General features: G+C 68.5%; 25 protein-coding genes. 19 read left to right on the forward strand and 6 right to left on the reverse strand.

Annotated elements, in window-relative coordinates:
- Positions 1-154 precede the first annotated feature (154 nt).
- Together K0O62_RS00765 and K0O62_RS00770 are read left to right on the forward strand one after the other, a co-directional pair.
- Positions 155-1,414, forward strand: a complete 1,260-nt coding sequence (locus K0O62_RS00765) for a sensor histidine kinase (protein WP_234800282.1) — start codon at positions 155-157, stop codon at positions 1,412-1,414.
- A complete protein-coding gene (locus K0O62_RS00770; protein WP_073859096.1) occupies positions 1,411-2,055 on the forward strand; it encodes a response regulator transcription factor in 645 nt (214 codons plus the stop codon). The genes K0O62_RS00765 and K0O62_RS00770 overlap by 4 nt, the downstream gene beginning before the upstream one ends.
- Positions 2,056-2,065: 10 nt before the next feature.
- Here the strand turns inward: K0O62_RS00770 and K0O62_RS00775 are convergent, their stop codons facing one another.
- Positions 2,066-2,662 (reverse strand): TetR/AcrR family transcriptional regulator, encoded by a 597-nt coding sequence (locus tag K0O62_RS00775; protein ID WP_073859097.1) that lies wholly within the window; start codon positions 2,660-2,662, stop codon positions 2,066-2,068.
- A 116-nt stretch (positions 2,663-2,778) separates the two neighbouring features.
- Between K0O62_RS00775 and K0O62_RS00780 the strand changes: the two genes are divergently transcribed.
- Positions 2,779-4,218, forward strand: a complete 1,440-nt coding sequence (locus K0O62_RS00780) for an MFS transporter (protein WP_083603732.1) — start codon at positions 2,779-2,781, stop codon at positions 4,216-4,218.
- A 36-nt stretch (positions 4,219-4,254) separates the two neighbouring features.
- Positions 4,255-4,458, forward strand: coding sequence for a zinc-ribbon domain-containing protein (locus K0O62_RS00785; RefSeq protein WP_073859149.1), 204 nt, complete (start codon positions 4,255-4,257; stop codon positions 4,456-4,458).
- Between the two features lie 9 nt (positions 4,459-4,467).
- Here the strand turns inward: K0O62_RS00785 and K0O62_RS00790 are convergent, their stop codons facing one another.
- The gene (locus K0O62_RS00790; protein ID WP_073859098.1) at positions 4,468-5,502 is read right to left on the reverse strand and encodes an NAD(P)H-dependent amine dehydrogenase family protein; all 1,035 of its coding nucleotides are present in this window, start codon (positions 5,500-5,502) and stop codon (positions 4,468-4,470) included.
- Positions 5,503-5,597: 95 nt separating this feature from the next.
- Here K0O62_RS00790 and K0O62_RS00795 point away from each other — a divergent pair, with 95 nt between their 5' ends.
- Both K0O62_RS00795 and K0O62_RS00800 read left to right on the forward strand, forming a co-directional pair.
- Positions 5,598-6,269, forward strand: coding sequence for a TetR/AcrR family transcriptional regulator (locus tag K0O62_RS00795; protein WP_073859099.1), 672 nt, complete (start codon positions 5,598-5,600; stop codon positions 6,267-6,269).
- 114 nt (positions 6,270-6,383) lie between these two features.
- Positions 6,384-7,430 (forward strand): glycoside hydrolase family 6 protein, encoded by a 1,047-nt coding sequence (locus K0O62_RS00800; protein ID WP_372512885.1) that lies wholly within the window; start codon positions 6,384-6,386, stop codon positions 7,428-7,430.
- 10 nt (positions 7,431-7,440) lie between these two features.
- Here the strand turns inward: K0O62_RS00800 and K0O62_RS00805 are convergent, their stop codons facing one another.
- Positions 7,441-8,088, reverse strand: coding sequence for a TetR/AcrR family transcriptional regulator (locus K0O62_RS00805; RefSeq protein ID WP_491562380.1), 648 nt, complete (start codon positions 8,086-8,088; stop codon positions 7,441-7,443).
- Positions 8,089-8,161: 73 nt separating this feature from the next.
- Here K0O62_RS00805 and K0O62_RS00810 point away from each other — a divergent pair, with 73 nt between their 5' ends.
- From K0O62_RS00810 to K0O62_RS00820, 3 genes are all read left to right on the forward strand, one after another.
- A complete protein-coding gene (locus tag K0O62_RS00810; protein WP_073859101.1) occupies positions 8,162-9,610 on the forward strand; it encodes a phospholipase D-like domain-containing protein in 1,449 nt (482 codons plus the stop codon).
- A 36-nt stretch (positions 9,611-9,646) separates the two neighbouring features.
- A complete protein-coding gene (locus tag K0O62_RS00815; protein ID WP_073859102.1) occupies positions 9,647-10,927 on the forward strand; it encodes a H(+)/Cl(-) exchange transporter ClcA in 1,281 nt (426 codons plus the stop codon).
- A 123-nt stretch (positions 10,928-11,050) separates the two neighbouring features.
- Positions 11,051-12,076 (forward strand): GlxA family transcriptional regulator, encoded by a 1,026-nt coding sequence (locus K0O62_RS00820; protein ID WP_073859103.1) that lies wholly within the window; start codon positions 11,051-11,053, stop codon positions 12,074-12,076.
- Here the strand turns inward: K0O62_RS00820 and K0O62_RS00825 are convergent.
- On the reverse strand, positions 12,026-13,024 hold the full coding sequence (locus K0O62_RS00825) for a GlxA family transcriptional regulator (RefSeq protein ID WP_073859104.1): 999 nt from the start codon (positions 13,022-13,024) through the stop codon (positions 12,026-12,028). The two genes, K0O62_RS00820 and K0O62_RS00825, sit on opposite strands and share 51 nt — an antisense overlap.
- A 217-nt stretch (positions 13,025-13,241) precedes the next feature.
- Here K0O62_RS00825 and K0O62_RS00830 point away from each other — a divergent pair, with 217 nt between their 5' ends.
- Genes K0O62_RS00830 through abc-f form a run of 6 tightly spaced genes read left to right on the forward strand, consistent with a single transcriptional unit; the run spans position 13,242 to position 17,772 of the window.
- Entirely contained in the window at positions 13,242-13,766 is a 525-nt protein-coding gene (locus tag K0O62_RS00830) for a DUF1097 domain-containing protein (RefSeq protein ID WP_073859105.1), read from the forward strand.
- Positions 13,763-14,497 (forward strand): nitrile hydratase subunit beta, encoded by a 735-nt coding sequence (nthB, locus tag K0O62_RS00835; protein ID WP_073859106.1) that lies wholly within the window; start codon positions 13,763-13,765, stop codon positions 14,495-14,497. The genes K0O62_RS00830 and nthB overlap by 4 nt, the downstream gene beginning before the upstream one ends.
- Complete coding sequence (nthA, locus tag K0O62_RS00840; RefSeq protein ID WP_073859107.1) at positions 14,494-15,114, forward strand: nitrile hydratase subunit alpha; 621 nt, start codon at positions 14,494-14,496, stop codon at positions 15,112-15,114. The genes nthB and nthA overlap by 4 nt, the downstream gene beginning before the upstream one ends.
- On the forward strand, positions 15,111-15,419 hold the full coding sequence (locus K0O62_RS00845) for a nitrile hydratase accessory protein (RefSeq protein WP_073859108.1): 309 nt from the start codon (positions 15,111-15,113) through the stop codon (positions 15,417-15,419). The genes nthA and K0O62_RS00845 overlap by 4 nt, the downstream gene beginning before the upstream one ends.
- A gap of 21 nt (positions 15,420-15,440) precedes the next feature.
- Positions 15,441-16,124 carry an energy-coupling factor ABC transporter permease gene (locus K0O62_RS00850; protein ID WP_073859109.1) on the forward strand — a complete coding sequence of 228 codons (684 nt, stop codon included), beginning with the start codon at positions 15,441-15,443 and terminating at the stop codon, positions 16,122-16,124.
- Between the two features lie 10 nt (positions 16,125-16,134).
- The gene (gene abc-f / locus K0O62_RS00855; protein ID WP_073859110.1) at positions 16,135-17,772 is read left to right on the forward strand and encodes a ribosomal protection-like ABC-F family protein; all 1,638 of its coding nucleotides are present in this window, start codon (positions 16,135-16,137) and stop codon (positions 17,770-17,772) included.
- Here the strand turns inward: abc-f and K0O62_RS00860 are convergent.
- Positions 17,757-18,185 carry a pyridoxamine 5'-phosphate oxidase family protein gene (locus K0O62_RS00860; protein ID WP_205870635.1) on the reverse strand — a complete coding sequence of 143 codons (429 nt, stop codon included), beginning with the start codon at positions 18,183-18,185 and terminating at the stop codon, positions 17,757-17,759. The two genes, abc-f and K0O62_RS00860, sit on opposite strands and share 16 nt — an antisense overlap.
- Positions 18,173-19,009, reverse strand: a complete 837-nt coding sequence (locus tag K0O62_RS00865) for an NAD(P)H-binding protein (RefSeq protein ID WP_073859111.1) — start codon at positions 19,007-19,009, stop codon at positions 18,173-18,175. Before K0O62_RS00865 ends, K0O62_RS00860 begins: the two co-directional genes overlap by 13 nt.
- A gap of 81 nt (positions 19,010-19,090) precedes the next feature.
- Between K0O62_RS00865 and K0O62_RS00870 the strand changes: the two genes are divergently transcribed.
- From K0O62_RS00870 to K0O62_RS00885, 4 genes are all read left to right on the forward strand, one after another.
- Complete coding sequence (locus K0O62_RS00870; RefSeq protein ID WP_073859112.1) at positions 19,091-20,023, forward strand: AraC family transcriptional regulator; 933 nt, start codon at positions 19,091-19,093, stop codon at positions 20,021-20,023.
- A 74-nt stretch (positions 20,024-20,097) separates the two neighbouring features.
- Positions 20,098-20,712: a hypothetical protein gene (locus K0O62_RS00875; RefSeq protein ID WP_073859113.1), complete on the forward strand. Its 615-nt coding sequence runs from the start codon at positions 20,098-20,100 to the stop codon at positions 20,710-20,712.
- A 54-nt stretch (positions 20,713-20,766) separates the two neighbouring features.
- A complete protein-coding gene (locus tag K0O62_RS00880; protein ID WP_073859114.1) occupies positions 20,767-21,567 on the forward strand; it encodes a cutinase family protein in 801 nt (266 codons plus the stop codon).
- A gap of 32 nt (positions 21,568-21,599) precedes the next feature.
- Positions 21,600-22,823: a DUF7373 family lipoprotein gene (locus K0O62_RS00885; protein WP_073859115.1), complete on the forward strand. Its 1,224-nt coding sequence runs from the start codon at positions 21,600-21,602 to the stop codon at positions 22,821-22,823.
- Positions 22,824-22,877 lie beyond the last annotated feature (54 nt).

Consider the following 22,877-nt stretch of genomic DNA (forward strand, 5'->3'; position numbering starts at 1 on the left):
CAAAAACCGCGCGGCAGGGCGACATCGCCGGGCGCGGCGTGCGGGCCGCCGTGTCGGCGGTCCTGGCGGAGTAGGGACAGCCCTACCCTGAAGACGCGGGCGGGCGGGATGGGGGTGGAGCGCAGCGATGCCTAGCGTCGAGGGCGTGACCACCATGGAGCGCCCACCTGTCCTACGCCAGCTCGGTGTGGACACCGGGTACGTGCTGTTCGGATTCCCCCTCGCCCTGCTGAGTTTCACCGCCATCATCACCGGGGTGGCGGTGGGGCTCGGCACGCTCGTCATCATCGTGGGGCTGCCGATCCTGGTCGGGACCGTCCTCGTCGCGCGGGTGTTCGCCGATATCGAACGACTGCAATTCTCCGCGGTGCTGCACCGGCCGCGCACCCGGCCGGCCTACCGCGCCGCGGCCCCGGGGGCGTCGGCGTTCAAGCGGCTCGTGACGCCGCTGGCCGACGGACAGTCCTGGCTGGACCTGGTGCACGGCGTACTGCGGTTCCCGATCTCGGTGATCACCTTCTGCGTCGTGATCACCTGGTGGACCACCGCGGTGGCCGGCACCCTGACCGTCGCATGGGACTGGGCCATCCCGCGCGGCCCCGACAACACCTCGCTGGCCCAGTTGATCGGGCTCGGAGACAGTGCGGTGGCCCGCATCGGCTTTCAGACCGCCATCGGGCTGGTCTGCCTGTTCACACTGCCCTGGGTGGTGCGGGGCTGTGCGCTGCTGGAGGCCGGCTTCGCGCGTCTGCTGCTGACCGGTGTGGCCGAGATGCGCCAGACGATCACCGTGCTGTCGGAACAGAAATCGGCGGCGGCCTCCGCCGAAGCCCATGCCCTGCGCCGCCTCGAACGTGACATCCACGACGGTCCGCAGCAGCGACTGATCCGGCTCGCGATGGATCTGGGCCGCGCCCGTCAGAGCAGCGCGCCCGGTCCGGTTCGTGACACGCTCGACGAGGCGATCGCCCAGACCCAGGAGACCCTCGACGAGTTGCGCGCGCTCTCCCGCGGAATCGCCCCGCCGGTGCTCACCGACCGAGGACTACCAAGTGCCCTTGCCGCACTGGCCATTCGGTGCACGGTGCCGGTCGGGCTCGTGGTGGATCCGGAGTTGGGCACACCGGTGGGCCGGCTGGATCCCGCCGTGGAGACCACGGTGTACTTCGCGGTGGCCGAGGCATTGACCAACGTCGCGAAGCACAGTGGCGCGACAAACTGCTGGGTGACGGTGGCGTCCGGGCCGGCGCGCGTCGTCGCGGAGATCGTGGACGACGGCGACGGTGGCGCTCATGTGGCCAAGGGGCACGGGTTGTCCGGCCTGTCCGACCGGGTCCGGGCCGGCGGCGGCACAATGACGGTGACCAGTCCGAACGGTGGTCCGACGACGATCAGGGTGGAGCTTCCGGTATGAGGGTGATCGTCGCCGATGACTCGGTCCTGCTGCGGGAGGGCCTGATTCGGTTGCTCACCGAAAACGGCCATGAGGTGCTCGCCGCGGTCGGCGACGGCCCGTCGCTGGTGGCGGCGATCGAGGCGCACCGGCCGGATGTCTCCGTGGTGGACGTCCGGATGCCGCCCTCGCACACCGACGAGGGGTTGCGTGCGGCGGTGCAAGCCCGTCATCTGGTGCCGGGATCGCCGATTCTCGTGCTGTCCCAGTATGTCGAGGTCTCCTACGCCGACGATCTGCTGGCCGACGGTGCCGGGGCGATCGGCTACCTGCTCAAGGACCGTGTCGTGGCCGTCGCCGATTTCCTCGACGGGGTGCACCGGGTGGCGTCCGGGGGCACCGTGCTCGACCCGGATGTGGTGGCCCAGTTGCTGGTCCGCCGGCGACGCGACGATCCCCTGCGGCAACTGACGCTGCGGGAACAGGAAGTGCTGGCACTGATGGCCGAGGGTCGGTCCAACACCAATATCGCGCGCGCCCTCGTCATCTCCGACGGTGCGGTGGAAAAGCACATCGGCAGCATCTTCACCAAGTTGGGGTTGCCGCCCGACGGTGCACAGCACCGCCGGGTGCTGGCGGTGCTGGCCTATCTGCGGCTCTGACGGGCGACCGTCAATGCTGCTGGGGGATGGCGGAATTGGCCGCCTCGAGGTGCGCGAAGACATGGTCCAGCGAGCCGGCGATGGTCGGCTCGGCACCGTCGGCCCAGCGTCGCCAGGCGAGATCGAGGGCGGCCAGCGCGGCCACGGTGATCGAGCGGGCCGCCTCCGGGTCCGGGATCCGCTGCGCCAGAACCGGGGTCAGCGCGTCTTCGTGAGCGAAACGTCGTTGTGCCATCCGGGTGCGAAGTGAGACGTTCGCATTGATCATCCGGACGCGGGAGCGTTCCCGCTCCGAGTGCTCGTTGATGTGGCCCAGTGCGACCTGGAAGGTGCGGAGCAGCAGTTGCCAGGCATTCTCGCCCTCGACCGCGGGTAGCTTCTCCAGGTGCGCCGCGTAGTCGATCGACGAGGCCTCGATGGCCGCGAGCACGGCGTCTTCCTTGGAACCGAAGTAGCGGAAGAACGTCGCCCGGGAGATGCCGACCTCGCCGGCGGCCTCCTCGACGGTCACCGCATCGAAGCCCCGTTCGGCGAACAGGATGCTCATCGCCTGGGCGATCTCGGTGCGCAGCGCCAGTCGCGCCCGCTCACGTACCCCTGCGGTCATCGGCCCAGGATAGCCGAATGTGACGCTGGATGTCAGAAACGAAACTTCGACTGCAAGTTGATACTCAGTCTCACGTCCCGGTACGGTGGCTCGGTAGGCGGGTGAAGGGTGCGCGGATGACAGTGGAGACTCGGACGGCGGTCGAACCGCCCGCCGGTGACCCATCTTCCGTGCGCGCTGCCCGGGTGGTGGCGCCGTTGGCGTTCGCCGGGATGACCGCGGCCTTCACCCAGACCATCCTCATCCCGATCCAGGGTGAACTTCCGCAGCTGCTCAACGCCTCCAGCGGCGACACCGCCTGGGTCATCACCATCACCCTGCTGGTCGCCGCCATCTGCACTCCCATCTCCGGCAAGTTGGGCGATATGTACGGCAAGCGCCGGATCGCGCTCATCCTGCTCGGGGTGCTGATCCTGGGATCCATGGTCGCGGCCCTCTCGCCGACGGTGGTTCCGCTGATCGTCGGCCGGGGATTGCAGGGCATGGGCATGGGTGTCATCCCACTCGGTATCGCGATCCTGCGCGACGCGCTGCCCGCGGACAAACTCGGGTCGGCCATCGCGCTGGTCAGCGCGACCCTGGGCGTCGGGGGCGCGCTGGGGCTGCCGATGAGCGCCTTCGTCACAGAGCATTTCGACTGGCATGTGCTGTTCTGGTTCGCCTCCGGGCTGGGAGCCACCGCATTCCTCTTGATCATCACGCTGGTGCCGGAGAGCAAGTTGCGCGTCGGCGGCCGGGTCGACGGCATCGGCATCGTCGGTCTGGCGATCGGCCTGACCGGCGTGCTGCTGGCGATCTCGCGGGGCAACGACTGGGGCTGGACCTCGCCGCGCACGGTGGTGGCACTGGCCGGCGGGTTGGTGGTCCTGCTGGTGTGGGGCTGGCTGGAGCTGAAGATCCGTGAACCACTGGTGGACCTACGGGTCAGCGCCCGGCGCCCGGTGCTGCTGACCAATCTCGCCTCGATCGCCATGGGCTTCGCGCTGTTCTCCTCACAGATCGCGTTCCCGCAGCTGCTCGAATTGCCCACGGAGGTCGGCGGACTCGGCAAGCCGCTGCTGCAGGCGAGCATGCATCTCATGCCTGCCGGTCTGGCGATGCTGGCCATGTCGCCGGTGGCGGGCCGGTTGTCGCGCCGGTGGGGCCCCAAACCGCTGCTGGTCTCCGGAGCGATGATCATGGCGTCCGGTTACGCCATCGCCGTGCTCTCAGACCTGCAGGCCGGGCACATCCTGGTCATCAACCTGCTGATCGGCATCGGTATCGGGCTGGGCTACGCCGCCATGCCGACGCTGATCATGCGCGCGGTGCCGGCCTCGGAAACCGGTGCGGCCAATGGACTCAACACCCTGATGCGGTCGCTGGGGACGGCCACCGCCGCCGCCGTCATCGCCGCGGTGCTGGCCCGGTACTCAGTCGACCTCGGCGGGGTCGACGTGCCGAGTGCCGACGGGTTCGAGGTGGCATTCCTGTTCGGTCTGGGCGCGGCCGTGCTGTGCACCGCGATCGCGATCTTCATCCCGCGCTCGGAGCCGGTGGTCGACCCGCAGCACTGAGTGTTCGCGGGGCCGCCGCATCTCTACCCTGGGGGGATGTTCTTCCTGTTCGGCTTCGGTACCAAGCAGAAACCGCTCGGCGCCGGGCAGGTGCGGACGTGCCCCCGATGCCACAACACCACCGAGTGGATGCGGCTACGGCAGTTCAACCAGTTCAGTCTGTTCTTCATCCCGATCGCGCGCTGGAAACGCCGGCAGTTCGAGGCGTGCGGAATCTGCGGCGCGTCGATCACCGCCTGAGTGCGAGCGTCAGTTGTCCCGCCAGGCCCGTGCCGGTGCGCAGGTCAGCCCGACGTCCTTGAGCGTGAGGATGCCCGCGGGGGCGGCCACGATGTCGAGTACGGCGTTCACCGCGGGCATCGCGGTCATGGTGTCCCACTCGTGGTTGCCCCAGGATTCCGGCGGTACGAAGCGGATTCGGGTGCGCACCTCGGGTTCGCCGTGAATGGTGATGTTGTAGTGGTCCTCATCGAGGTCCCAGTCCGCGTTGAGCTTCTTGGTCAGGTGCCAGACGACGGCGGTGCGCAGCACCGTGTCCTCGCCGATCTTGGCGCTCCAGCCGCCGCGCAACGCGGCGATGGTGTCCTTCTCGATGCGCATCCAGCCCAGGTCGACCGTCTCGGATGCGGTGGCGAACTCGATGTCGAAGTCGATGCTGTCGAACGTGTCGAAACCCAGTGCGACACCCATCCGTTCGACCGAATCCCGGAAGCTGATCATGCCGAGCTTGGCGATCTCGATGACGTCCGGCGATGCCTCCCGCTTGGAAATGCCGAGCATCTCCCAGGTTTCGACGGATTCGTAGACGGAGACGTCGGCCGCCTCGACGATCGAGATGGACCGCACATCCCGGCACACCGCGGTCAGCGCGGTCGTGATGGAGTTGGCCCAGCCGGGATGGATGCCGGTGATGTAGAGCGAGCTGTTTCCGCGGGCGCAGGCCTGCGCCAAAGCCTCGCGGGTCTGTCCCTGCACACCACCGACGTTGAGGAAGAGGTTGGTGCTCAAGACGTTGAGCCCGCTTTCCAGCAGCCTCACCACGTGGTCGACGTCGGCCATGAACGGCGTGTAGATCACCGCGTCGGCCTGCAGTGCGAGCAGTGCGTCGATGTCGGTGGTCGCCTGCACGCCGGTGTCCGGGCGCCCACACAGTTGCCCGGCGTCGAGGCCGGCCTTCTCCTCGGAGTAGGCATAGACGCCGGCCAGCTTGAGCCGGGGATCGTCGAGAATGCCGCGCAGGCTTAGCTTTCCGACCTTGCCGGTCGTCCACTGAATGACTCGCATCGTTGGAGGCCCTTCTGCCGTCTATTTATCCACGCCCGTGGAAAAATAGCAGAATGTGACGTGCGTCGCAATGGTCCAGCCGCTATCTTCATGAGGTGGCGACGGGGAACGAGGGTGAGCGGCCCCGGCGTGGCCGTCCGCCCCGGATCGATCGAGCCCGGATCGTCGCCGCCGCCCGCGCCATCGCGCCGGAGGACCTGACCATGCAGGCCGTGGCCGACGCGCTGGGCGTGGACCGCACCACGTTGAACTACTACGTCGGTGACCGCGAAGGCCTGCTGGAGTTGGTGGTGGCCGACCTCTTCGATGCCGAACTGCGCGATTTCGCGTTGCCGGCGGACGCGCACTGGGCCGATGTGCTGCGTGCCTACGGCAAAGCGCTGCACCGGGGCGTCGTGCACCTGCGGGCCACCGCCGCGGTCGTGCAGTTGCGGGGGGCCAACAGCCTCGCGCTGGCCGAACGTGTGCTGGCCGCACTGGCGGCCGCGGGCTTCAGCGCCGAGGACGGCGGCCACATCCTGTCCATGGTCTCGGGGGTGGCCTATACCGCGGCGCGCGACCTGCTCGGCGGTGATCACTCGCGCAGTCATCACACCTCCGAGGTGACGCGCGTGCTCGGTGAGGTGGCCGCCGGACGGTTCCCTCTGCTCGGCGACGTGATCGCCAACCGGGCGGTCGCCGGAACGGCCGATGACTTCGAGTTCAGCCTCGACGTCGTGATCGACGGACTGCAATTGCGGCTGAGCAGGCAGCAGGGCACCACCTGAGCGGTGGCAACACCGGCGCCGTTGCTGGCCCGATCGCTTTCGTTGCGACCGCGCAAGAAGTCGACCAACCGGACCGCCTGGGCGGCTTTGCCCAGCACATTTCTTGCCGGTGACCTGCGGATCCGCGATTGGCGCCGATCACGAAGCCGCACTAACTTTCTCGTTGTGAAGTCCTCAGCTGCTGGCGCCGCCGTCCGGTGGCTGGCCCCCTTCGTTGCCCTCGCCACCTTTGCCGGGTTCGCCGCGTCCCCGTCGCCGCAGGTCCGCCTCGCCAGTGAGGCCAACCCGTTGGCGGGCAAGCCGTTCTACGTCGACCCCATCTCGAAGGCGATGCGGGCCTCCAAGAGCGCCAACCCGCCGAACCCGCAACTGGACTATGTGGCGAACACCCCGCAGGCCTACTGGCTGGACCAGGCGTTCCCGGCGGGCACGGTCAACAGCACCGTGAGCAGGCTCGTCGGCGACGCTCAGGGTGCGGGCGCCACGCCCGTCCTGGTCATCTATGCGCTGCCGCACCGCGATTGCTACAGCTACGCCGCCGGCGGATTCGGGTCCGCCGACGCCTACCGGCAGTGGATCGACTCCATCGCCGCCGGGCTGGGAGGCGCGCCGGCCGCCATCATCCTCGAACCCGACGCCCTGGCGATGGCCGACTGCCTGTCCGCCGACCAGCGCCAGGAACGTTTCGATCTGATCCGCTACGCGGTGGACACCCTGACCCGCGATCCGGCCGCCGCCGTCTACATCGACGCCGGCCATTCCCGCTGGGTTCCCGCCGACAAGATGGCCGCCATGCTCAACGACGTCGGCGTCGCCAAGGCCCGCGGCTTCAGCCTCAACACCACGAACTACTACACCACCGAAGAGCAGGCCGGCTACGGCGAGGCCATCTCCGGCATGACCGGCGGCGCGCACTATGTCATCGACACCTCGCGCAACGGGCTCGGCCCCGAACACGACGGCGACCTCAACTGGTGCAATCCGAAGGGGCGCGCGTTGGGCACCCCGCCCACCACCGCCACCGCCAGCCCGCACGCCGACGCCTACCTGTGGGTGAAGCGGGTGGGCGAGTCCGACGGGTCGTGCGGTCGCGGGGAACCCGGCGCCGGCACCTTCGTCAACCAGTACGCCATCGATCTGGCGCTCAACGCCGGGAAGTAGCCCGCGAGCGTCAGCGTGCGACGGGTCCGCCGAACCGCCCGTTGGTGGCATCCCGGACCGCACGGTCGATCAGGCCGAGCACTTCTTCCAGGCTCACCGTCTCCTTCTCCAGGATGACCCGGCGGCCGACATCCTCGTCGACGACGCGGAACGCGCCGGTGACCGCGGCGGCGCAGAGCCGGACGGTGAGATCGTCCTCGGGCAGGCCCAGCCGTTTTGCGGCCACGGGTATCAAGCCGCGCTCCATCTCGTCGTGCACCATCAGGTACGCGGCCCGCAACGCGGGCTCGTCGGTCGACATCGTCGCGATCCGCAGCGCGCGGACCTCGTCGGCGATCTCATCCTCGCCGAGGGGATGCGCGGCCATGTCCGCCGCCAGGTGATCGGCCAGTGACAACTCGGCCGGCCAGCGGTCCGTCACCGCGAGGAACCGCTGCACCGACAGCGACAGCACCGGCTCGACACAGCTTTCCTTGCTGCGGAAGTAGCGCCTAATCGTACGGGTGGAAAGGCCTGCGGCGGCGGCGATGTCGTCGCCGCTGGTGGCGGAGACACCGCGCTCACAGAACAGCGCGCAGGCGTATCGGGAGACCGCGAGCCGGGCCTGCTCCTGCTTCGGTTTGTGCGTGCCGCGCTTATCCTGGGTGGCGATGATCAAGGTCTCCTGACACTCAGTGACAACATAGTCTGTCGCCGAGTGGCAGTCGGCGCAAGCTTCGGGGAGGGAGCGGATGGCGGCATCGCAGGACCCGGTCCTTGTCCCCGGTCAGACCTGCCGGGAGTTGGCCCACGCCGACCGCTTCGCCTGCATCGTCGACGGGGCGGATTACCTGCGGTACGTCAAAGCAGCGTTGCTGCGGGCCCGGCACCGAATCATCCTGATCGGGTGGGACTTCGACGCCGGCACCACCTTCGAACCCGGCGGACCCACCATGCCGGGACCGAACCAGTTGGGGGCCTTTCTCTATTGGCTGCTCTGGAAGCGGGCCGGCCTGCGGATCCACGTCCTGAAATCCAACCTGCGACTGCTGTCGGTGTTCGACGACGTGTGGTACGGCATCACACCGGTCTCCATCCTGAATCGCGTCAGCGGTCGCCGCATCCGCTTCGCGGTGGACGGTGCGCACCCCACCGGGGCGGTCCACCACCAGAAGATCATCAGCATCGACGACGCCGTCGCCTTCTGCGGCGGTATCGACCTGACCCTCGGCCGATGGGACACCTGCGAGCACCGGGACAACGACCCGCTGCGCCCGAACGTCACGCCCCGCCACGAAGTTGCCGCCGTGGTGGACGGTGCAGCCGCCCGCGCCCTGGGCAAGGTGGCCCGGGAAAGGTGGGAAGGCGCGACCGGACAGTCGCTGCGCGAAGTCGAGGCGGCGCACACGGCCTGGCCGCGCGGCCTGGAACCCGACCTGCGCGACATCGGAGTGGGGATCGCCCGCACCATCCCGGCGTTACCGGACAACGAGGAAGCGCGCGAGGTCGAGGCGCTCGACCTCGCCGCGATCGCCGCCGCCAGGCAGGTCATCTATCTGGAGAACCAGTACCTGGCCTCGCGCACGCTGGCCGAGGCGTTGATCGACCGGCTGCGCGAGCCCGACGGCCCGGAGGTCGTCGTCATCCTGCCCCGTCGCTCGGAAAGCCGCCTGGAGCAACAGTCCATGGACAGCGCGCGCAGCCTGCTCATCGCCGAACTCTGGGCGGCCGACGAACACCGGCGCCTCGGCGTCTACTGGCCGGTCACCGAACAGGGCACACCGATCTACGTGCACTCGAAGGTCATCGTCGTCGATGACCGGCTGCTGCGGATCGGATCCTCCAACCTGAACAATCGGTCATTGGGATTCGACAGCGAATGCGATCTGGCCCTCGAAGCCACTGAAACGGGCAGTGCGGTCGGGAAATTCATCGCCGGTATCGGGCAGCGGCTGATCGGTGAGCACCTCGGGGTGTCCGCCGACGACTTCCGGGGCGCCGTCGCGGACCACGGATCGTTCCTGCGCGCCCTGGAGGCGCTGCGCGGGCACGGTCGCACCGTCGAGCCGATGACCGCCGAGCTGGTCGCCGGCGAGGCCGGCCCGCTGGCCGAGAACGAACTCATGGATCCCGACCACGTGCCGAGTTCGTTGACCGGCAGCGTGCGGAGGATGCTCAACGAGTTGGCCGGCTGGCCATGATGCGGAGTATCACGATCCTGGCCCGATAATGTGTCCATGACGAAACCGACCGGCACGCTGTGGATCTGCGTGGTGGCGACGTTGGCCGGTGTGGGGATCGGATTCGTCGGCGGTGCTTTCCGTTGGTGTCTGCACGTCGCCGAGCGCTGGCGGGTCGAACTGGTCGAGTGGGTGCACCAACTTGCCGATCCCGGCTGGGTGGTACCGATCGCGTTCGCCGCGGCCGGCGCGACCGCCGCCGCGCTCGTGGTCCGGTGGGTACCGTTGGCCGCCGGCAGCGGAATCCAGCACGTGGAGGCGGTCTACCGCGGCACGGCGCAGCCACCGGGACTGTTGCTGTTGCCCGCCAAGTTCATCGGTGGCGTGCTCGCGATCGGTTCGGGGCTGGTGCTGGGACGCGAGGGGCCGACCGTCCACATGGGAGCGGTGATCGGGACCCAGGCGGCGCGACGAGCCGGACTGGCCGAGCCGGACGTGCGGATGATGCAGACCGTGCTGGGCGGGGCGGGGCTGGCCGTGGCCTTCAATGCGCCGATCGGCGGGGTGCTGTTCACCCTCGAGGAAGCCACCAAGTCGGTTCGGATGCGGACGGTGTTGCCGACGATCTTCGCGGCCGGCACCGCGGTGGCCTGTTCCCGGTGGCTGTTCGGCGATCATCCGGACTTCGGCGTCGAACCGGTTGCGGCACCCGCTCTGGCGCTGCTTCCGGTGTTCGTCGTCTTCGGGCTGGCCACCGGAGGGCTGGGGGTCCTGTACAGCCGGATGGTGCTCACCGTCCTCGACGGCGTGGCCGCGGTTCCCCGGGTCCCGATGATCGCGAAGGCGACGGTGATCGGCGGTCTCGTCGGGTTGGTGATGTTGCTCGACCCGCGCGCGGTCGGCGGCGGCGACACGGTCACGCAGTTGATCGTGGGAGGCGGCGCGCTGGCGTTGCCGGTGGTCTTGTTTCTCCTGGCGGCCCGGCTGGTGGCCGGCCCGCTGTCCTACGCGTCCGCGGTGCCGGGTGGCCTGTTCGCCCCACTGCTGGCGGTCGGTGCGTTGTGGGGCATGCTGTTTGTCGGCGGCCTGAACATCTTGTGGCCCAACGATGGTGCCTCCCTGGTGGTGCCGATGGCGATCGCGGGCATGGCGGCATTCTTCGGCGCGGTGGTGCGAGCGCCCTTGACGGCGGTCGTGTTGGTCATCGAGATGACGGCCACCACGTCGTTGACGGTGCCGATGCTGGCCGCGACCGCCGCCGCGGTTCTGGTCGCCGAACTGCTCAAGTCACCGCCCATCTACGACAGCCTGCGGGCCAAGTTGCCCGTGCGACGGTAGGCCCACGACCGCAACGCTCGTCGCCGAGAATGTCGGCCGGTTGCAACGTCGTCGAAACAGAAACCGGCTACAGTCGGTCCAGCGCGGAGACCGTGGGGGTCAAGGAAAGGGCACCGGCGCCACGTGGTCGACGAATCCAGCCAGGCAAGGACCGTCGTCTTCGCCCTGTACGACAAGGTAACCCTGCAGGACGTGGCGGCGCCGCTGGAGATCTTTGCGCGTGCCAACGATTTCGGCGCGAATTACCGCGTCTTGCTCGCCTCTCCGACCGGTGCTCCGGTGGGCACCACGGCCTACGCGCGGCTGGACGTGGATATCGCCCTGGCCGACGCTCCGGCCGCAATCGACACACTGTTGGTACCCGGCGGGGTGCCGGCTGGGTTTTCCTTCACCCCTGGGTTGCACGACATCCCGGAGGAGCCCACTCCCGACTCGGTCCCGGATGCACTGGAGATGGTCCGCCGGCTCGCACCCCGGTCCCGTCGGGTCGCCTCGGTGTGTACGGGTGCGTTCGTACTCGCCGCCCTCGGGCTGCTCGAAGGCAGACGAGCCACCACGCACTGGGCGCACTGCCAGAAGCTCGAGCGCACGTACCCCAATGTGCGCGTGGACCCGGACTCGTTGTTCGTCCAGGACGGTCCGTTCATCACCGGAGCCGGGATCACCGCCGGCATCGACCTCGCACTGGCGATGGTGGAAAGTGACTACGGACCGGCGGTGGCGCGGCGGGTGGCCCGTTGGATGGTGGTCTTCCTCCAACGCCCGGGCGGGCAGGCACAATTCAGTGTGTGGGCGGAATCCGCGCTACCGGTGTCGGGCGGGCTGCGGGAGATCGTGGACTCCGTCATCGCGGATCCCGGTGCCGACCACTCCCTCACGGCGATGGCCGGCCGGGCCGCGGTGAGTGAGCGGCATCTGGCCCGGATGTTCCACGAACAGGTCAAGATGACTCCGGCCCGTTTCGTCGAGCAGGCCCGCCTCGAGGCCGCCAAAGTGCTCCTCGCAACCGGCGATCAGAGCCAGGAGACCGTCGCCAGGCGGGTGGGCTTCGGAACCACCGACACCATGCGTCGGACCTTCCGCCGAAACCTCGGCGTTTCACCCGGCGTATACCGGAACCGATTTCGTACCACCGGGATCCACCAGTAACGTTCCGGTCTGCAACGGCATCCGGTGTGCCTCCAGATGATCGCGGATGCGTGCTCCGTACCGTAACCCGCTCCGTTGTGCCGCAGCATGGAAGGATTCGCCGGCCAGCACCAGACTCACTGCGTTCTCCAGTCGGATCTCGTGCACGTACTGGCGCAGCGTCATGCCGGTCTGGGCCTTGAACAGCCGGGCCAGGTGCCGTGGACTCATCCCGACCCGCGCCGCGACGACGTCGAGCTCGTACTGTCCGGCCGGATCGACCGCGATGGTAGCCAACAAACGCTCCAGGACAGCATGTTTGGGACGAGGTGTTCGTGCCGCCACGGACAGCTGTGGGTGCCCCTCCATCCTGCGACTGATCATCACCAGGTCCTTCGAAATCTGATGTGCCAGGTCGGCGCCGTAATCGTCGGCCACCAGTGCGAGCGCCAGATCGATGCCGGCGCCGGCACCGGCAGACGTCCAGACCTCACCGTCGCGGACGAACACCGATTCGCGGTCGACGATCGTGTCCGCGCACATCGCTGCGAACGCATCGAGGTGACGCCAGTGCGTGGTGGCCCGCCGGCCGGCGAGCAATCCTGCAGCGCCCAGCGCGAAAGCACCCACACCGACGGCCGCCACTCTGCGTGATCGGGACACATGATCGCGCACCACCTGCTGCAGCTGGACCGGGACACCCTCGGAAACAAGGCTTTCCCCACCCGTGATGACCAGTGTGTCCACGTCGGGCGCCGGCCGGGCGGCTGGCGTGGCGTCGAAAGTCAGTCCCGACGAGCAGCGGATCGTGCTGGCTTCGCCCCAGGTGTGCAGCGCCACCGAGTAGTCGTACCCGAAGGTGCGCGCTTGGTCGAACACCTCCAATGGGCCGGTGACGTCCAGGGTGCGGGCGCCGTCGAAAACCAGCATCGCGATGCGGCGCGATCGCTGCTCGGCATAGTGGCACATGCGATAAGGCTGCGCGGGATGACGCCGACCCGGTGGTGCGATGTCCGGATTTTCGCCCCTCCTGTCCGTCTCGGTCGGTCCACGCATGCGGCGTCCTGTTTCGCGCATCAGATGTCCACCCGGGCGGGCGATCGACAACCGGAGTTAACCGGCCGGAAACACAGCAGTCCGAACGTTGGTGCAGGGCAGGATATCTCGACTGACAAGGCGGACTTGTATGGATTCACGATCGGCTCTGACACTGAGTATCGGTGTGCTCGGCGGGGTCGCGGTGGCCTTCACCGCGTCCGTGATCACCGTTCCCATCTGGGTGGTCTTTCTGGCCTGGGCCTCGTTCTTCTTCGTAGGAGGAGGGCCGACCGGGTGGGTGCGTTCAGTGACCTCGAACCTGGCGGGAGTCCTGATCGCCACCGCGAGCCTGTACGCCGCCTACCTGCTCGGCGGCGGTCTGACCGCCACCGCCATCGCTGTCGGTATCGGCAGCGCGGTCATGGTGCAGGCGTCCTGGATCGGACTGCTCTCGACGACGCCCGCGGTGGTGGTCGGCTTCGCCTCGACCGTGTCGACGGTCGCCGGCACCGGGCAGCTGGTCACAGCCACGAGCATCTCCCACCCGGGGTTGGTCGCCGCCTGTGCGTGCGTACTGGGCGCGACCTTCGGGATCGCCTCGGAATACCTGGCCGATGTCATGACACGTACGGCTCCGGCCGGCCGTACCGGAAAGGAAGGCGCACCCGCATGAAACTGCAGCACTATCTGGGAGGCCTGGAGGGCCTGCCCGAACCGCTGAGCCTGGAGAAGCGGGTGTTCGTCGAGGACTGGGAGAAGCGCATCTTCGGCATCCATGTCGCGATGATGGGGCTGAGCAAGCATCTGGACTCGGCACTGCCGGCATATCCGATTGCCGACGTTCCGACGACGTTCAAGGACGAGTGGACGTGGGCGTCGCTGCGGACCGGCGCGGAAGCGATGAATCCCTTCGACTACTTCAAGTTCCGGTACTACGAGAAATGGCTCGGCGGGATCAGCCAGTTCTTCGTCGATCAGGGCTACGTGACCGAGGAGGAGATCGCGGCGATCATCGCCGATCCCAAGGACGCGCCCGGCGGTGGCGACCCGGCGATCGACGATCAGGTGATCGACTACCTTCGCCGCGGGGACAGCCCGCGCCGCGATGTGGCACACCCGGCGTTCAGCGTGGGCCAGCAGGTCCGAATCGCCGATCTCCCCGCCGGCGCGCATACCCGGCTGCCGGGCTACCTGCGCGCACGCACCGGCACCGTCACCAGGATCTTCGAAGGTGACTACGGCTACTTCGTACACACCGGTGATGGCATAGGCGACCCGATGCCCATCTACATCGTCGAGTTCACCCCCGAAGAGCTGTGGGGAGTGCGCGCCGAACCCGGCGCCAACTCGCTGTACGCGGAACTGTTCGAGGCCTACCTGCAACCCATCGAGGAGGACAAGTGAGTGACCAGTTTTCGTACCCCACCGACCGCGAGGAGTCGAGCGCGGACCGGGTCGGAGCGCTGGAACGGCTGCTGATCGAGAAAGGCGTCATCACCGGCGAGACCGTTGACAAGGTGCTGGCCTACTTCGAATCCGAGATGACTCCGCTCAACGGACAGAAGATCGTCGTAAAGGCCTGGACCGACCCGGATTTCGCGGCACGGGTCGTCGTGGACACCCCCGCCGCACTGGCCGAACTGGACCTGCCCGAAGGCATGGCCGGCGCCGAAGGTGAGCATCTGCAGGCGGTCGCCAATGCGCCCGGCGTGCACAACCTGGTCATCTGCACGCTGTGTTCCTGCTTCCCCTGGCCGGTGCTCGGCCTGCCGCCCTACTGGTACAAGGACCCGGTGTTCCGGGCGCGTGCCGCCCGGGAACCGCGCACCGTTCTCACCGAGATCGGCGTCGAACTCTCCGAGGACACCGAGATCAAGGTCTGGGATTCCAGCGGGCACTCGCGGTGGTTCGTCATCCCGGAACGCCCGGCGGGTACCGACGGGTTCAGCGAGGAACAGCTCATGGGTCTGGTCACCACCGAATCGATGATGGGCGTCGCCCTGGCGGGACAGCCGTCATGAAACTCCACCAGACCTGCACCACCGATCAGGCGGCCCCGTCCTTCGACCACGACTGGCAGCGGCGTGCCTTCGGGCTCGCGTTGGCACTGTCCGAGTTCGGGCACTACCCCTGGAGCGAGTTTCAGCAGAGCCTCATCGACACCATCGGGGCCTGGGAATCCGCGCCCGAACCCGCCCGCGGGGACTGGGAGTACTACGATCACTGGGTGGCGGCGCTCGAACATGTTGTGGATCACCGGAAGATCCTCACCGCGCCGTTGATGACCGACGACGGTGACCACGCCGTCCATGACGACCACCACTGATCTACGAGAAGGGAACACGCGATGCATATCGAGCCAGGGATCGTCGACGGCGCGAAGATCGTTCTGAGTTATGCGACGGCCGGTGGAGCCGGCGTCTACGCCGGCACGCTGGCCTGGAAACACCTCAAGGAACGCGGCCCGGGGTCCATGCTGCTGGGCACCTCCATCACCACTGCGATGACGTTGGCGTTCTTCGAGATCCTGCCGCACTTTCCGGTGGGCGTGTCCGAGGTGCACCTCATCCTCGGTTCCACGCTCTTCCTGTTGTTCGGTGTCGCGCCGGCCGCCTTCGGCCTGGCACTGGGGTTGCTCATCCAGGGTGTGTTCCTCGCGCCGTTCGACCTTCCGCAGTACGGGATGAACCTCACCACCCTGCTCGTCCCACTGTTCGCACTGCAGTATGTGGCCGGTCGTACGATTGCGCCCCAGACTCCCTATACGCGGCTGAAGTACCGTCAGGCGCTGACGCTTTCGACGACGTACCAGGCCGGGATCGTTTCCTGGGTGACCTTCTGGGCCCTCTACGGTGAAGGCTTCAGCGGCCAGACCGTGGCCGGCATCGCGACCTTCGGCGTGGCATACCTGCTCGTCATCGTGGTGGAACCACTGGCTGACCTGGCGGTGCTGGCGGGCGCGAAGTCGCTCGACCGGAACATCAGTGGGTCGTGGCTGGAGCCCCGTCTGTTCAGGCCGGCGATGGTGTGACAATGAACCCATGACCGCAACGCTCGTCGCCAAGGATGTGGCCGGCGGATACGCCCACCGCGTCCTGTTCGAGAACGTCGACCTGACCGTGGCGCCGGGTGATGTGATCGGCGTCGTCGGCGCCAACGGTGCCGGCAAGAGCACCCTGTTGCGGATCCTGGCCGGCGAACTCGCCCCACTCGGCGGCACGGTCAACGTGGCACCCCCGGACGCGTTCGTCGGCTGGCTGCCCCAGGAACACGAGCGGGTGCCGGGGGAGACCATCGCCGGCTACATCGCCCGGCGTACCGGTTGTGCGGCCGCCACCCGGGAGATGGAGGCGACCGCCGCGGCCCTGGACGACACCGCGGCCGGCGCGGACGCCTACTCCATCGCACTGGAGCACTGGTTGGCCACCGGCGCAGCCGATCTCGATGAACGGCTACCCGCCGTGCTCGCCGATGTCGGACTGGACGGCGTCACGCCCGACGAGACCCCGATGACCGCCCTCTCGGGTGGGCAGGCGGCCCGGGTCGGGTTGGCGGCACTGCTGCTGTCCCGCTTCGACATCGTCCTGCTCGACGAGCCGACCAACGACCTGGACCTCGACGGCCTGGACCGCCTGGAACGCTTCGTCGGTGAACTGCGCGGCGGCGTGGTTCTGGTGAGCCACGACCGGGAGTTTCTCGCGCGCAGCGTGACTCGTGTCCTGGAACTGGATCTCGCGCAGCACACCAGCACGGTCTTCGGCGGCGGCTACGAGAGTTACCTGGAGGAACGCGAGGTCAACCGGCGCCACCGCCGCGAACAGTATGAGGAGTTCGCCGACAAGAAGGCCGACCTGGTCGCCCGCGCCCGCACCCAGCGGGAGTGGTCCAGCCAGGGGGTGCGTAACGCCATGCGCAAATCCCCCGACAACGACAAGATCCGCCGCCGTGCGCAGAGCGAGTCCAGTGAGAAACAGGCGCAGAAGGTCCGGCAGATGGAGAGTCGGATCGCCCGTCTCGAAGAGGTCGAGGAACCACGCAAGGAATGGACCCTGCAGTTCACCATCGGTTCCGCGCCGCGGTCGAGCTCGGTGGTCGCGACCCTCGACAATGCCGTGGTGCGACAGGGCGACTTCGTACTCGGCCCGCTGTCCCTGCAGGTGGACGCCGGCGAGCGGATCGGTATCACCGGGCCGAACGGGGCGGGCAAGTCGACGCTGCTGGCCACCCTGCTGGGACGGCGTACACCCGACTCCGGGCGGGCGAGTCTGGGCGCCAGCGTCGCCATCGGCGAAATCGACCAGGCCCGAGCCGAATTCGCCGGCCCGGGGCGTCTGGTCGATCGTTTCGAACAGCATGTGCCGGACTGGTCGACCGCCGAGGTGCGGACGTTGCTGGCGAAGTTCGGGCTGACCTCCGATCACGTGGAACGCGCGGTCGAGGAACTCTCGCCCGGGGAGCGGACCCGCGCCGGCCTGGCTCTGCTGCAGGCCCGCGGCGTCAACGTGCTCGTCCTCGACGAACCGACCAACCACCTGGACCTGCCCGCCATCGAACAGCTCGAGCAGGCCCTGGAGAGCTACGACGGCGCGCTGCTACTCGTCACGCACGACCGCCGGATGCTGCAGAACGTGCGGCTGGACCGGATCTGGCGCGTGGAGAATGGTCAGGTCGTCGAATAGCGGGTCACCTTCTCCGGGTGGATGACCACCCGCAGCAGATCCGCGCCCAGCATGGCCTCCAGTTCGGCGGCCCGGGTCGCATCGCCCAGATCCCAGTAGCGCGCCGCCAGGCGATTCGTAAGTTCATGTGCGCCTTCGGATTCGATGCTGGTCCTACCCGCAACCGACACCCAGCGCTCCCGCTCGCCCACCTCGGTGGTGACCACCAGCGACGCCCGAGGATCGGTCCGCAGGCGCCGGACCTTCGCCGCGCCGGGTTCGGTGATCAACTCGACGGTGCGGCCGGCGGTCACCTCGAACCACACCGGGCGAGGCTGCGGCGGAACCGCACCCGTTGCGACGGTGAAGAATCCATACAGCGGGCGCCCGAGGAACTCGATGTCCTCGGGCGTCAGCGCCGTCACCGCGACCACACTCCGGCGGCGGCGGTGCGCAGCACATAGTCCTCGAATGACCGGGGGGCGCGCCCCAGTACCGACGCCACGGTGTCGGTGGTGGTGGCGATCGGCCCGCCGGACATCAGCACGAACATCTCGGCGACGTGCTGTGCCTCCTGCTCGCCGACGCCCTGCTCGATCAGCAGCGCGGTGTACTCCTGCGGCGAGATCTGCTTGTAGGTGATCTGCCGCCCGGAGGCCTTCGCGATCATGTCGACCGCCACGCCGAAGGTGATGGGTGCGGGTCCGGTCAGCTCGTAGACCTGCCCGGCGTGCCTGCCGGGCTCCGACAGCACTGTTACCGCCACGTCGGCGACATCCTCGATGTCGATGAACGGTTCGGGAACCTCCCCGGCGGGCAGGGCGATCTCACCGGCCAGCAGCGGGGCGTGGAACAGGTCCTCGTCGAAGTTCTGCGCGAAGTTGTTCGGCCGCAGGATGGTCCATTCCAGTCTTGAGCCGCGGACCGCGTCCTCGGCCGACCGCATGTCCAGACCGAAGGGGGAGTCGCCCCACCGGTCGGCCCCGCGGCCGGACAGCAGCACCGCCCGCCGCACGCCGGCCGCCTCGGCCCTGGCGACGAAATCGTGCGCCGGCCCGGGGACCGCGGGTGCGATCAGGTAGAGCGCGGTGATGCCGTCCAGCGCCGCATCCCAGCTATCGGGATCGGACCAGTCGAAGGGGGTCTCGCTGGTTCGCGACGCCGGCCGGGTGGGCGTGCCGCGCAGGCGCAGCCGGGCGGCCACGCGACGCCCGGTCTTACCGCTGGCGCCGAGGACAAGGGTGGTTTCGTTGCTCATGCACTCCAGTGAACGGCGGAAGGCTGGACGATTCCATGGTTCAGGCACCGGTATGCCTGTGAATTCGTCTAATCTCGTGGGGTGGATGTGTTCGGCGACCTGTGCCGCGGTGTGCGTGCCCACGGCTCGCTCTTCGGCAGCTCGCAGCTGACCGCACCGTGGGCGCTGCGCTTCATCGACGGCGCCCCGCTCACCCTGTGCGCGGTCGTCGGTGGGCAGGGTTGGCTGCTGCCGCAGCACGGTGAGCCCATCCGGATGCGGGACCGCGACACCGTCGTGGTGAAGGGTCCGGAGACGTTCACCTTCGTCGATGATGTCGACACCAATGCGGAGCCGGTGGACTGTGGGGAGTTCTGCGCGGTACCGGAACTCGGCGGCACCCGGCACCGGCTCGGATGGAGCGACTGCGCCGGCCCGGCGTCCGGGGGCACCACACTGGTCGTCGGCGCCTACCCGGTGCGCGGTGAGATCAGCCGCCGGCTGCTGGACACGCTGCCGGCCGTGCTGCACCTGCCCGGGGGAGACACCGGCGACGCGGTGCTCGACCATCTGGCCGCCGAGGCGGCGCTGGACGTCCCGGGGCAGCAGGTCGTGCTGGACCGGCTGCTGGACTGGATGCTGGTCTGCACGCTGCGCACCTGGTTCGACCGGCCCGACGGCAGGCCGCCGGCCTGGTGGAGCGCGCAGCGGGACCCGGTGGTGGGCGACGCGCTGCGGTTCTTGCACGCCGACCCGGCGGCGCCGTGGACGGTGTCGTCGCTGGCCGCCGAGATCGGTGTGTCCCGGTCGACCCTGGCGAAACGGTTCAGCGAGCTGGTGGGTGAGCCGCCGTTGACGTACCTCACCGGCTGGCGGATGACGCTGGCGATGGATCTGCTGATCGAGCAGCAGGAAGCCACGGTCCGGGAAGTCGCCCGCGCGGTGGGGTACTCGGACCCGTTCACCTTCAGTGCGGCGTTCAAACGGTACCGGGGGGTGAACCCCAGCGAGTTCCGGCGAATCAACACCGCGTAGAGATGTGCCCCGCGGCCGTCAAGAATGCGTCTGGACGCGGGCCGGGAAGTGCGGGCCGCCGTAGACCTGAAGGCATGACTCTCGCTCTGGATCCCGTCATACCGCAGACCGTCATCAACGTCGGGCACAGTGTGCCCGCCGCCGCGTTGACCGATCGCAGGCTGGCCGAGTGGGCTCGCGCCCATGGTGTTTCGGTCACGGTGTGTGACGACGAGGGCTTGAATGCGGTGCAGCGCCACCGCATCCGCCCGTTCCAGGTGGTGTGCCGATGTGGACCGGTCACCGCCATCAGCCGCCGCGCCGTCGGCCTCGGGGTGCGGCGCTTCATCGTCGACACCGCGCACCAGATGGCCCGCCTCGACGAATGCGCTGCCAAAACTCTGTATCTCTACCTCGACGATCGGGCGCCGCTGATGTTGGGGGACCGGCGGTTGAAGGTCATCGGCCTGCACGCCGACGTGGAAGACGGTGGCACCGGTGCGGACTTCGCGACCGCCGCTCGTGCACTCGTGCGCCGCGCCGCGATCCTGCAGGCCTGCGGGTCGAGTGTGCAGCGCATCGCACTCAGCGGCGGACCGACCGGCGGGTTGCGCGAGGACTGGCTGCGCGCCCTCGACCGGTCCATCTGTGAGGAGTGCCAGGAGCAGCGGATACCCCTGCCGCGCGTGACGGTTCTCACCCGCCCGTAACGGGGAGCAGCCCCGGCGACGATGTACCGCGTAGTGCCGTGGGGAGGGGCTCACATGATCTTTCGTCTGGGAATGGCGGTCGCGGTGGCCGCGACGACGCTGGCCGGACTGTCCGCAGGAACCGCCGCCGCGGCGCCGGCCTGCGCGGACTTCCACTGGATCGGCGCCGCCGGTTCGGGGCAGCGTGACGGCGCGGCGCTCGCCGCCAACGGTGGCATGGGCGATGTCGTCTACCGGTCCTACCGGCAACTGGCCACCGAACTGGCCGCCGGCGGACAGACCATGACGGCCGAGGCCGTGCAGTACCCGGCCGCGCCCGTCCCGCTCGGCGGCGGTCTGGGCGGCTGGATGGACTTCATGGACAGCGTCGAGGACGGCACCGACGCCGCCGCCGAACAACTCGAGGCCTTCGCCGAGCGCTGCCCGCAGACCAAGGTGGTGCTCGCCGGGTACTCGCAGGGCGCGATGGTGATCCACCGCAATCTGCACGACCTGGCCGACACCGGGCACGTGGTGGCCGCGTTGTTGGTCGCCGACGGGGATCGGTTGCCCACCGACACCACCATCAACATGGGATCGACGGCCGTGGTGCCCGGCATGGGCAAGGGGGTCGCCCAGGAACACTCCTTCCTGGCGTCGACCGACACATCGCCGCTGCCGCCGCAGATCGGAGCCCGCACCGTCAGCGTCTGCGATGTGGGCGACCCGGTGTGCGATTACGACGCCGAAGCCGAGGAGATCCCCGCCGCGGCGATCGCGATCCACACCGCCTACGCGCCGGCCACCAGCGGCGCGCACGCCTGGGGTACGCCGCTGTACAACCTGGTGATGAATTCGGCCCATACACCGCTCTGATCTCCGGCGACCCGGATAGGGTCTAGTGCAGCATGGATATCTCAGATGTGTTGCGCCGCTTCAGCAAATTCGGTGTCGCCGGAGTGGCCGCCGCGGTCCTCGTGGCATGCGGCGGGACCGATGATTCGGCAACCACCGAAACGAACCCGGCGATGGCGACGACCACGGAGCCGCCCGTCGTGAGCCCCGCCGCCCTCGACGCCGGCGGCTATCCGACCGCGCGCCGGCCGCCGCTGGGAAATGCGGGCGACCCGACCATCGGCGCGATCGTCGAGGCCCAGCGCATGGCCGACCATGTCGTCGGCCCGTGGGAGGCCGATGCCGATCTGAGCACCCCGTATCTGTCCACCTACTACCTGCTCGACACCGCCCTCGCGCTGGCGCAGTTCGCGCCGGACGGCGTCGCACAGCAGGCGGACCGGCACGGGTTCGTCAACGGGTTCGCCTCGGCCCGGCAGAGCACCGACAAGGCGGTGATGATCAATGCGGTGTTCCGGTTCCCCGACCCCGCGGCGGCGACCGCCGCGGCCGCGGACATGAACGCCGCCGCAGCTGACCAAGCCATCCGCGGGGTCACCCCGGCGCCCGCGACGATTCCGGGCCATCCCGAAGCGGCGGCATCCACGTACCCGTTCACCCCGCACGAATCGGGCCGGGAATGGGCGGTGGTCCGATCGTTCGCGCCGCACGGCCCGTTCGTGTTCATGCAACTCGTGCAGTCCGTGGACGGACTCGACGCGGCCACCGCGCTGGTCCAGAAGGCGATCGACGTCCAGGGCCCGCGCATCGACGACTTCGACCCGGCCCCCGTCGACGCCCTCGCCGAAGTCCCGCTGGACCCGACCGGTCTGCTGGCCAAGACCCTGCCCGCGGCGAACAGCGCGGCCAAGACAAAGAACGCCGTCTACACCCGGCGGGGCGCCATGCATTTCCAGAGCAATCCCACCGCGTCCAAGACGTTGTTCACCGACACCGGTGTATCGACCGTCGCGATGGCGTTGACGAATGTGTACGAGGCGAAAAGCCCCGGGCTGGCATCGATGGTGGTCGGCTCGTTCGACAAGGAGGTCACCGCCCAGGGCGCCACGGCGGCCGCGGCGGTGCCGGGGTTGCCCGACAGCCGTTGCACCGCACGCGGTAAGGGCTTCTACTGTGTCGCTGTCGCCGGCCGGTACGCGGTCGAGGTCAACGCCGAGACCCTGTCCGACGCCCACCAACAGATGTCGGCGCAGTACATCCTGTTGACGGCGGGCTGATCGAGACATTCCCCCGATCGGGGGAAACGTGTTTCACCTGGTGCGCGGCCCGGA

The sequence above is a fragment of the Mycolicibacterium diernhoferi genome, assembly GCF_019456655.1.
Classification (GTDB): domain Bacteria; phylum Actinomycetota; class Actinomycetes; order Mycobacteriales; family Mycobacteriaceae; genus Mycobacterium; species Mycobacterium diernhoferi.

What these genes read in the sequence shown, in the direction of transcription:
- K0O62_RS00765 (WP_234800282.1), top strand. Translation starts at nt 155, where the DNA reads ATGGAGCGCCCACCTGTCCTACGCCAGCTCGGTGTGGACACCGGGTAC.
- K0O62_RS00770 (WP_073859096.1), top strand. Translation starts at nt 1,411, where the DNA reads ATGAGGGTGATCGTCGCCGATGACTCGGTCCTGCTGCGGGAGGGCCTG.
- K0O62_RS00775 (WP_073859097.1), bottom strand. Translation starts at nt 2,662, where the DNA reads ATGACCGCAGGGGTACGTGAGCGGGCGCGACTGGCGCTGCGCACCGAG.
- K0O62_RS00780 (WP_083603732.1), top strand. Translation starts at nt 2,779, where the DNA reads ATGACAGTGGAGACTCGGACGGCGGTCGAACCGCCCGCCGGTGACCCA.
- K0O62_RS00785 (WP_073859149.1), top strand. Translation starts at nt 4,255, where the DNA reads ATGTTCTTCCTGTTCGGCTTCGGTACCAAGCAGAAACCGCTCGGCGCC.
- K0O62_RS00790 (WP_073859098.1), bottom strand. Translation starts at nt 5,502, where the DNA reads ATGCGAGTCATTCAGTGGACGACCGGCAAGGTCGGAAAGCTAAGCCTG.
- K0O62_RS00810 (WP_073859101.1), top strand. Translation starts at nt 8,162, where the DNA reads ATGGCGGCATCGCAGGACCCGGTCCTTGTCCCCGGTCAGACCTGCCGG.
- K0O62_RS00815 (WP_073859102.1), top strand. Translation starts at nt 9,647, where the DNA reads ATGACGAAACCGACCGGCACGCTGTGGATCTGCGTGGTGGCGACGTTG.
- K0O62_RS00825 (WP_073859104.1), bottom strand. Translation starts at nt 13,024, where the DNA reads ATGTGCCACTATGCCGAGCAGCGATCGCGCCGCATCGCGATGCTGGTT.
- K0O62_RS00830 (WP_073859105.1), top strand. Translation starts at nt 13,242, where the DNA reads ATGGATTCACGATCGGCTCTGACACTGAGTATCGGTGTGCTCGGCGGG.
- nthB (WP_073859106.1), top strand. Translation starts at nt 13,763, where the DNA reads ATGAAACTGCAGCACTATCTGGGAGGCCTGGAGGGCCTGCCCGAACCG.
- K0O62_RS00845 (WP_073859108.1), top strand. Translation starts at nt 15,111, where the DNA reads ATGAAACTCCACCAGACCTGCACCACCGATCAGGCGGCCCCGTCCTTC.
- K0O62_RS00850 (WP_073859109.1), top strand. Translation starts at nt 15,441, where the DNA reads ATGCATATCGAGCCAGGGATCGTCGACGGCGCGAAGATCGTTCTGAGT.
- abc-f (WP_073859110.1), top strand. Translation starts at nt 16,135, where the DNA reads ATGACCGCAACGCTCGTCGCCAAGGATGTGGCCGGCGGATACGCCCAC.
- K0O62_RS00865 (WP_073859111.1), bottom strand. Translation starts at nt 19,009, where the DNA reads ATGAGCAACGAAACCACCCTTGTCCTCGGCGCCAGCGGTAAGACCGGG.
- K0O62_RS00875 (WP_073859113.1), top strand. Translation starts at nt 20,098, where the DNA reads ATGACTCTCGCTCTGGATCCCGTCATACCGCAGACCGTCATCAACGTC.
- K0O62_RS00880 (WP_073859114.1), top strand. Translation starts at nt 20,767, where the DNA reads ATGATCTTTCGTCTGGGAATGGCGGTCGCGGTGGCCGCGACGACGCTG.
- K0O62_RS00885 (WP_073859115.1), top strand. Translation starts at nt 21,600, where the DNA reads ATGGATATCTCAGATGTGTTGCGCCGCTTCAGCAAATTCGGTGTCGCC.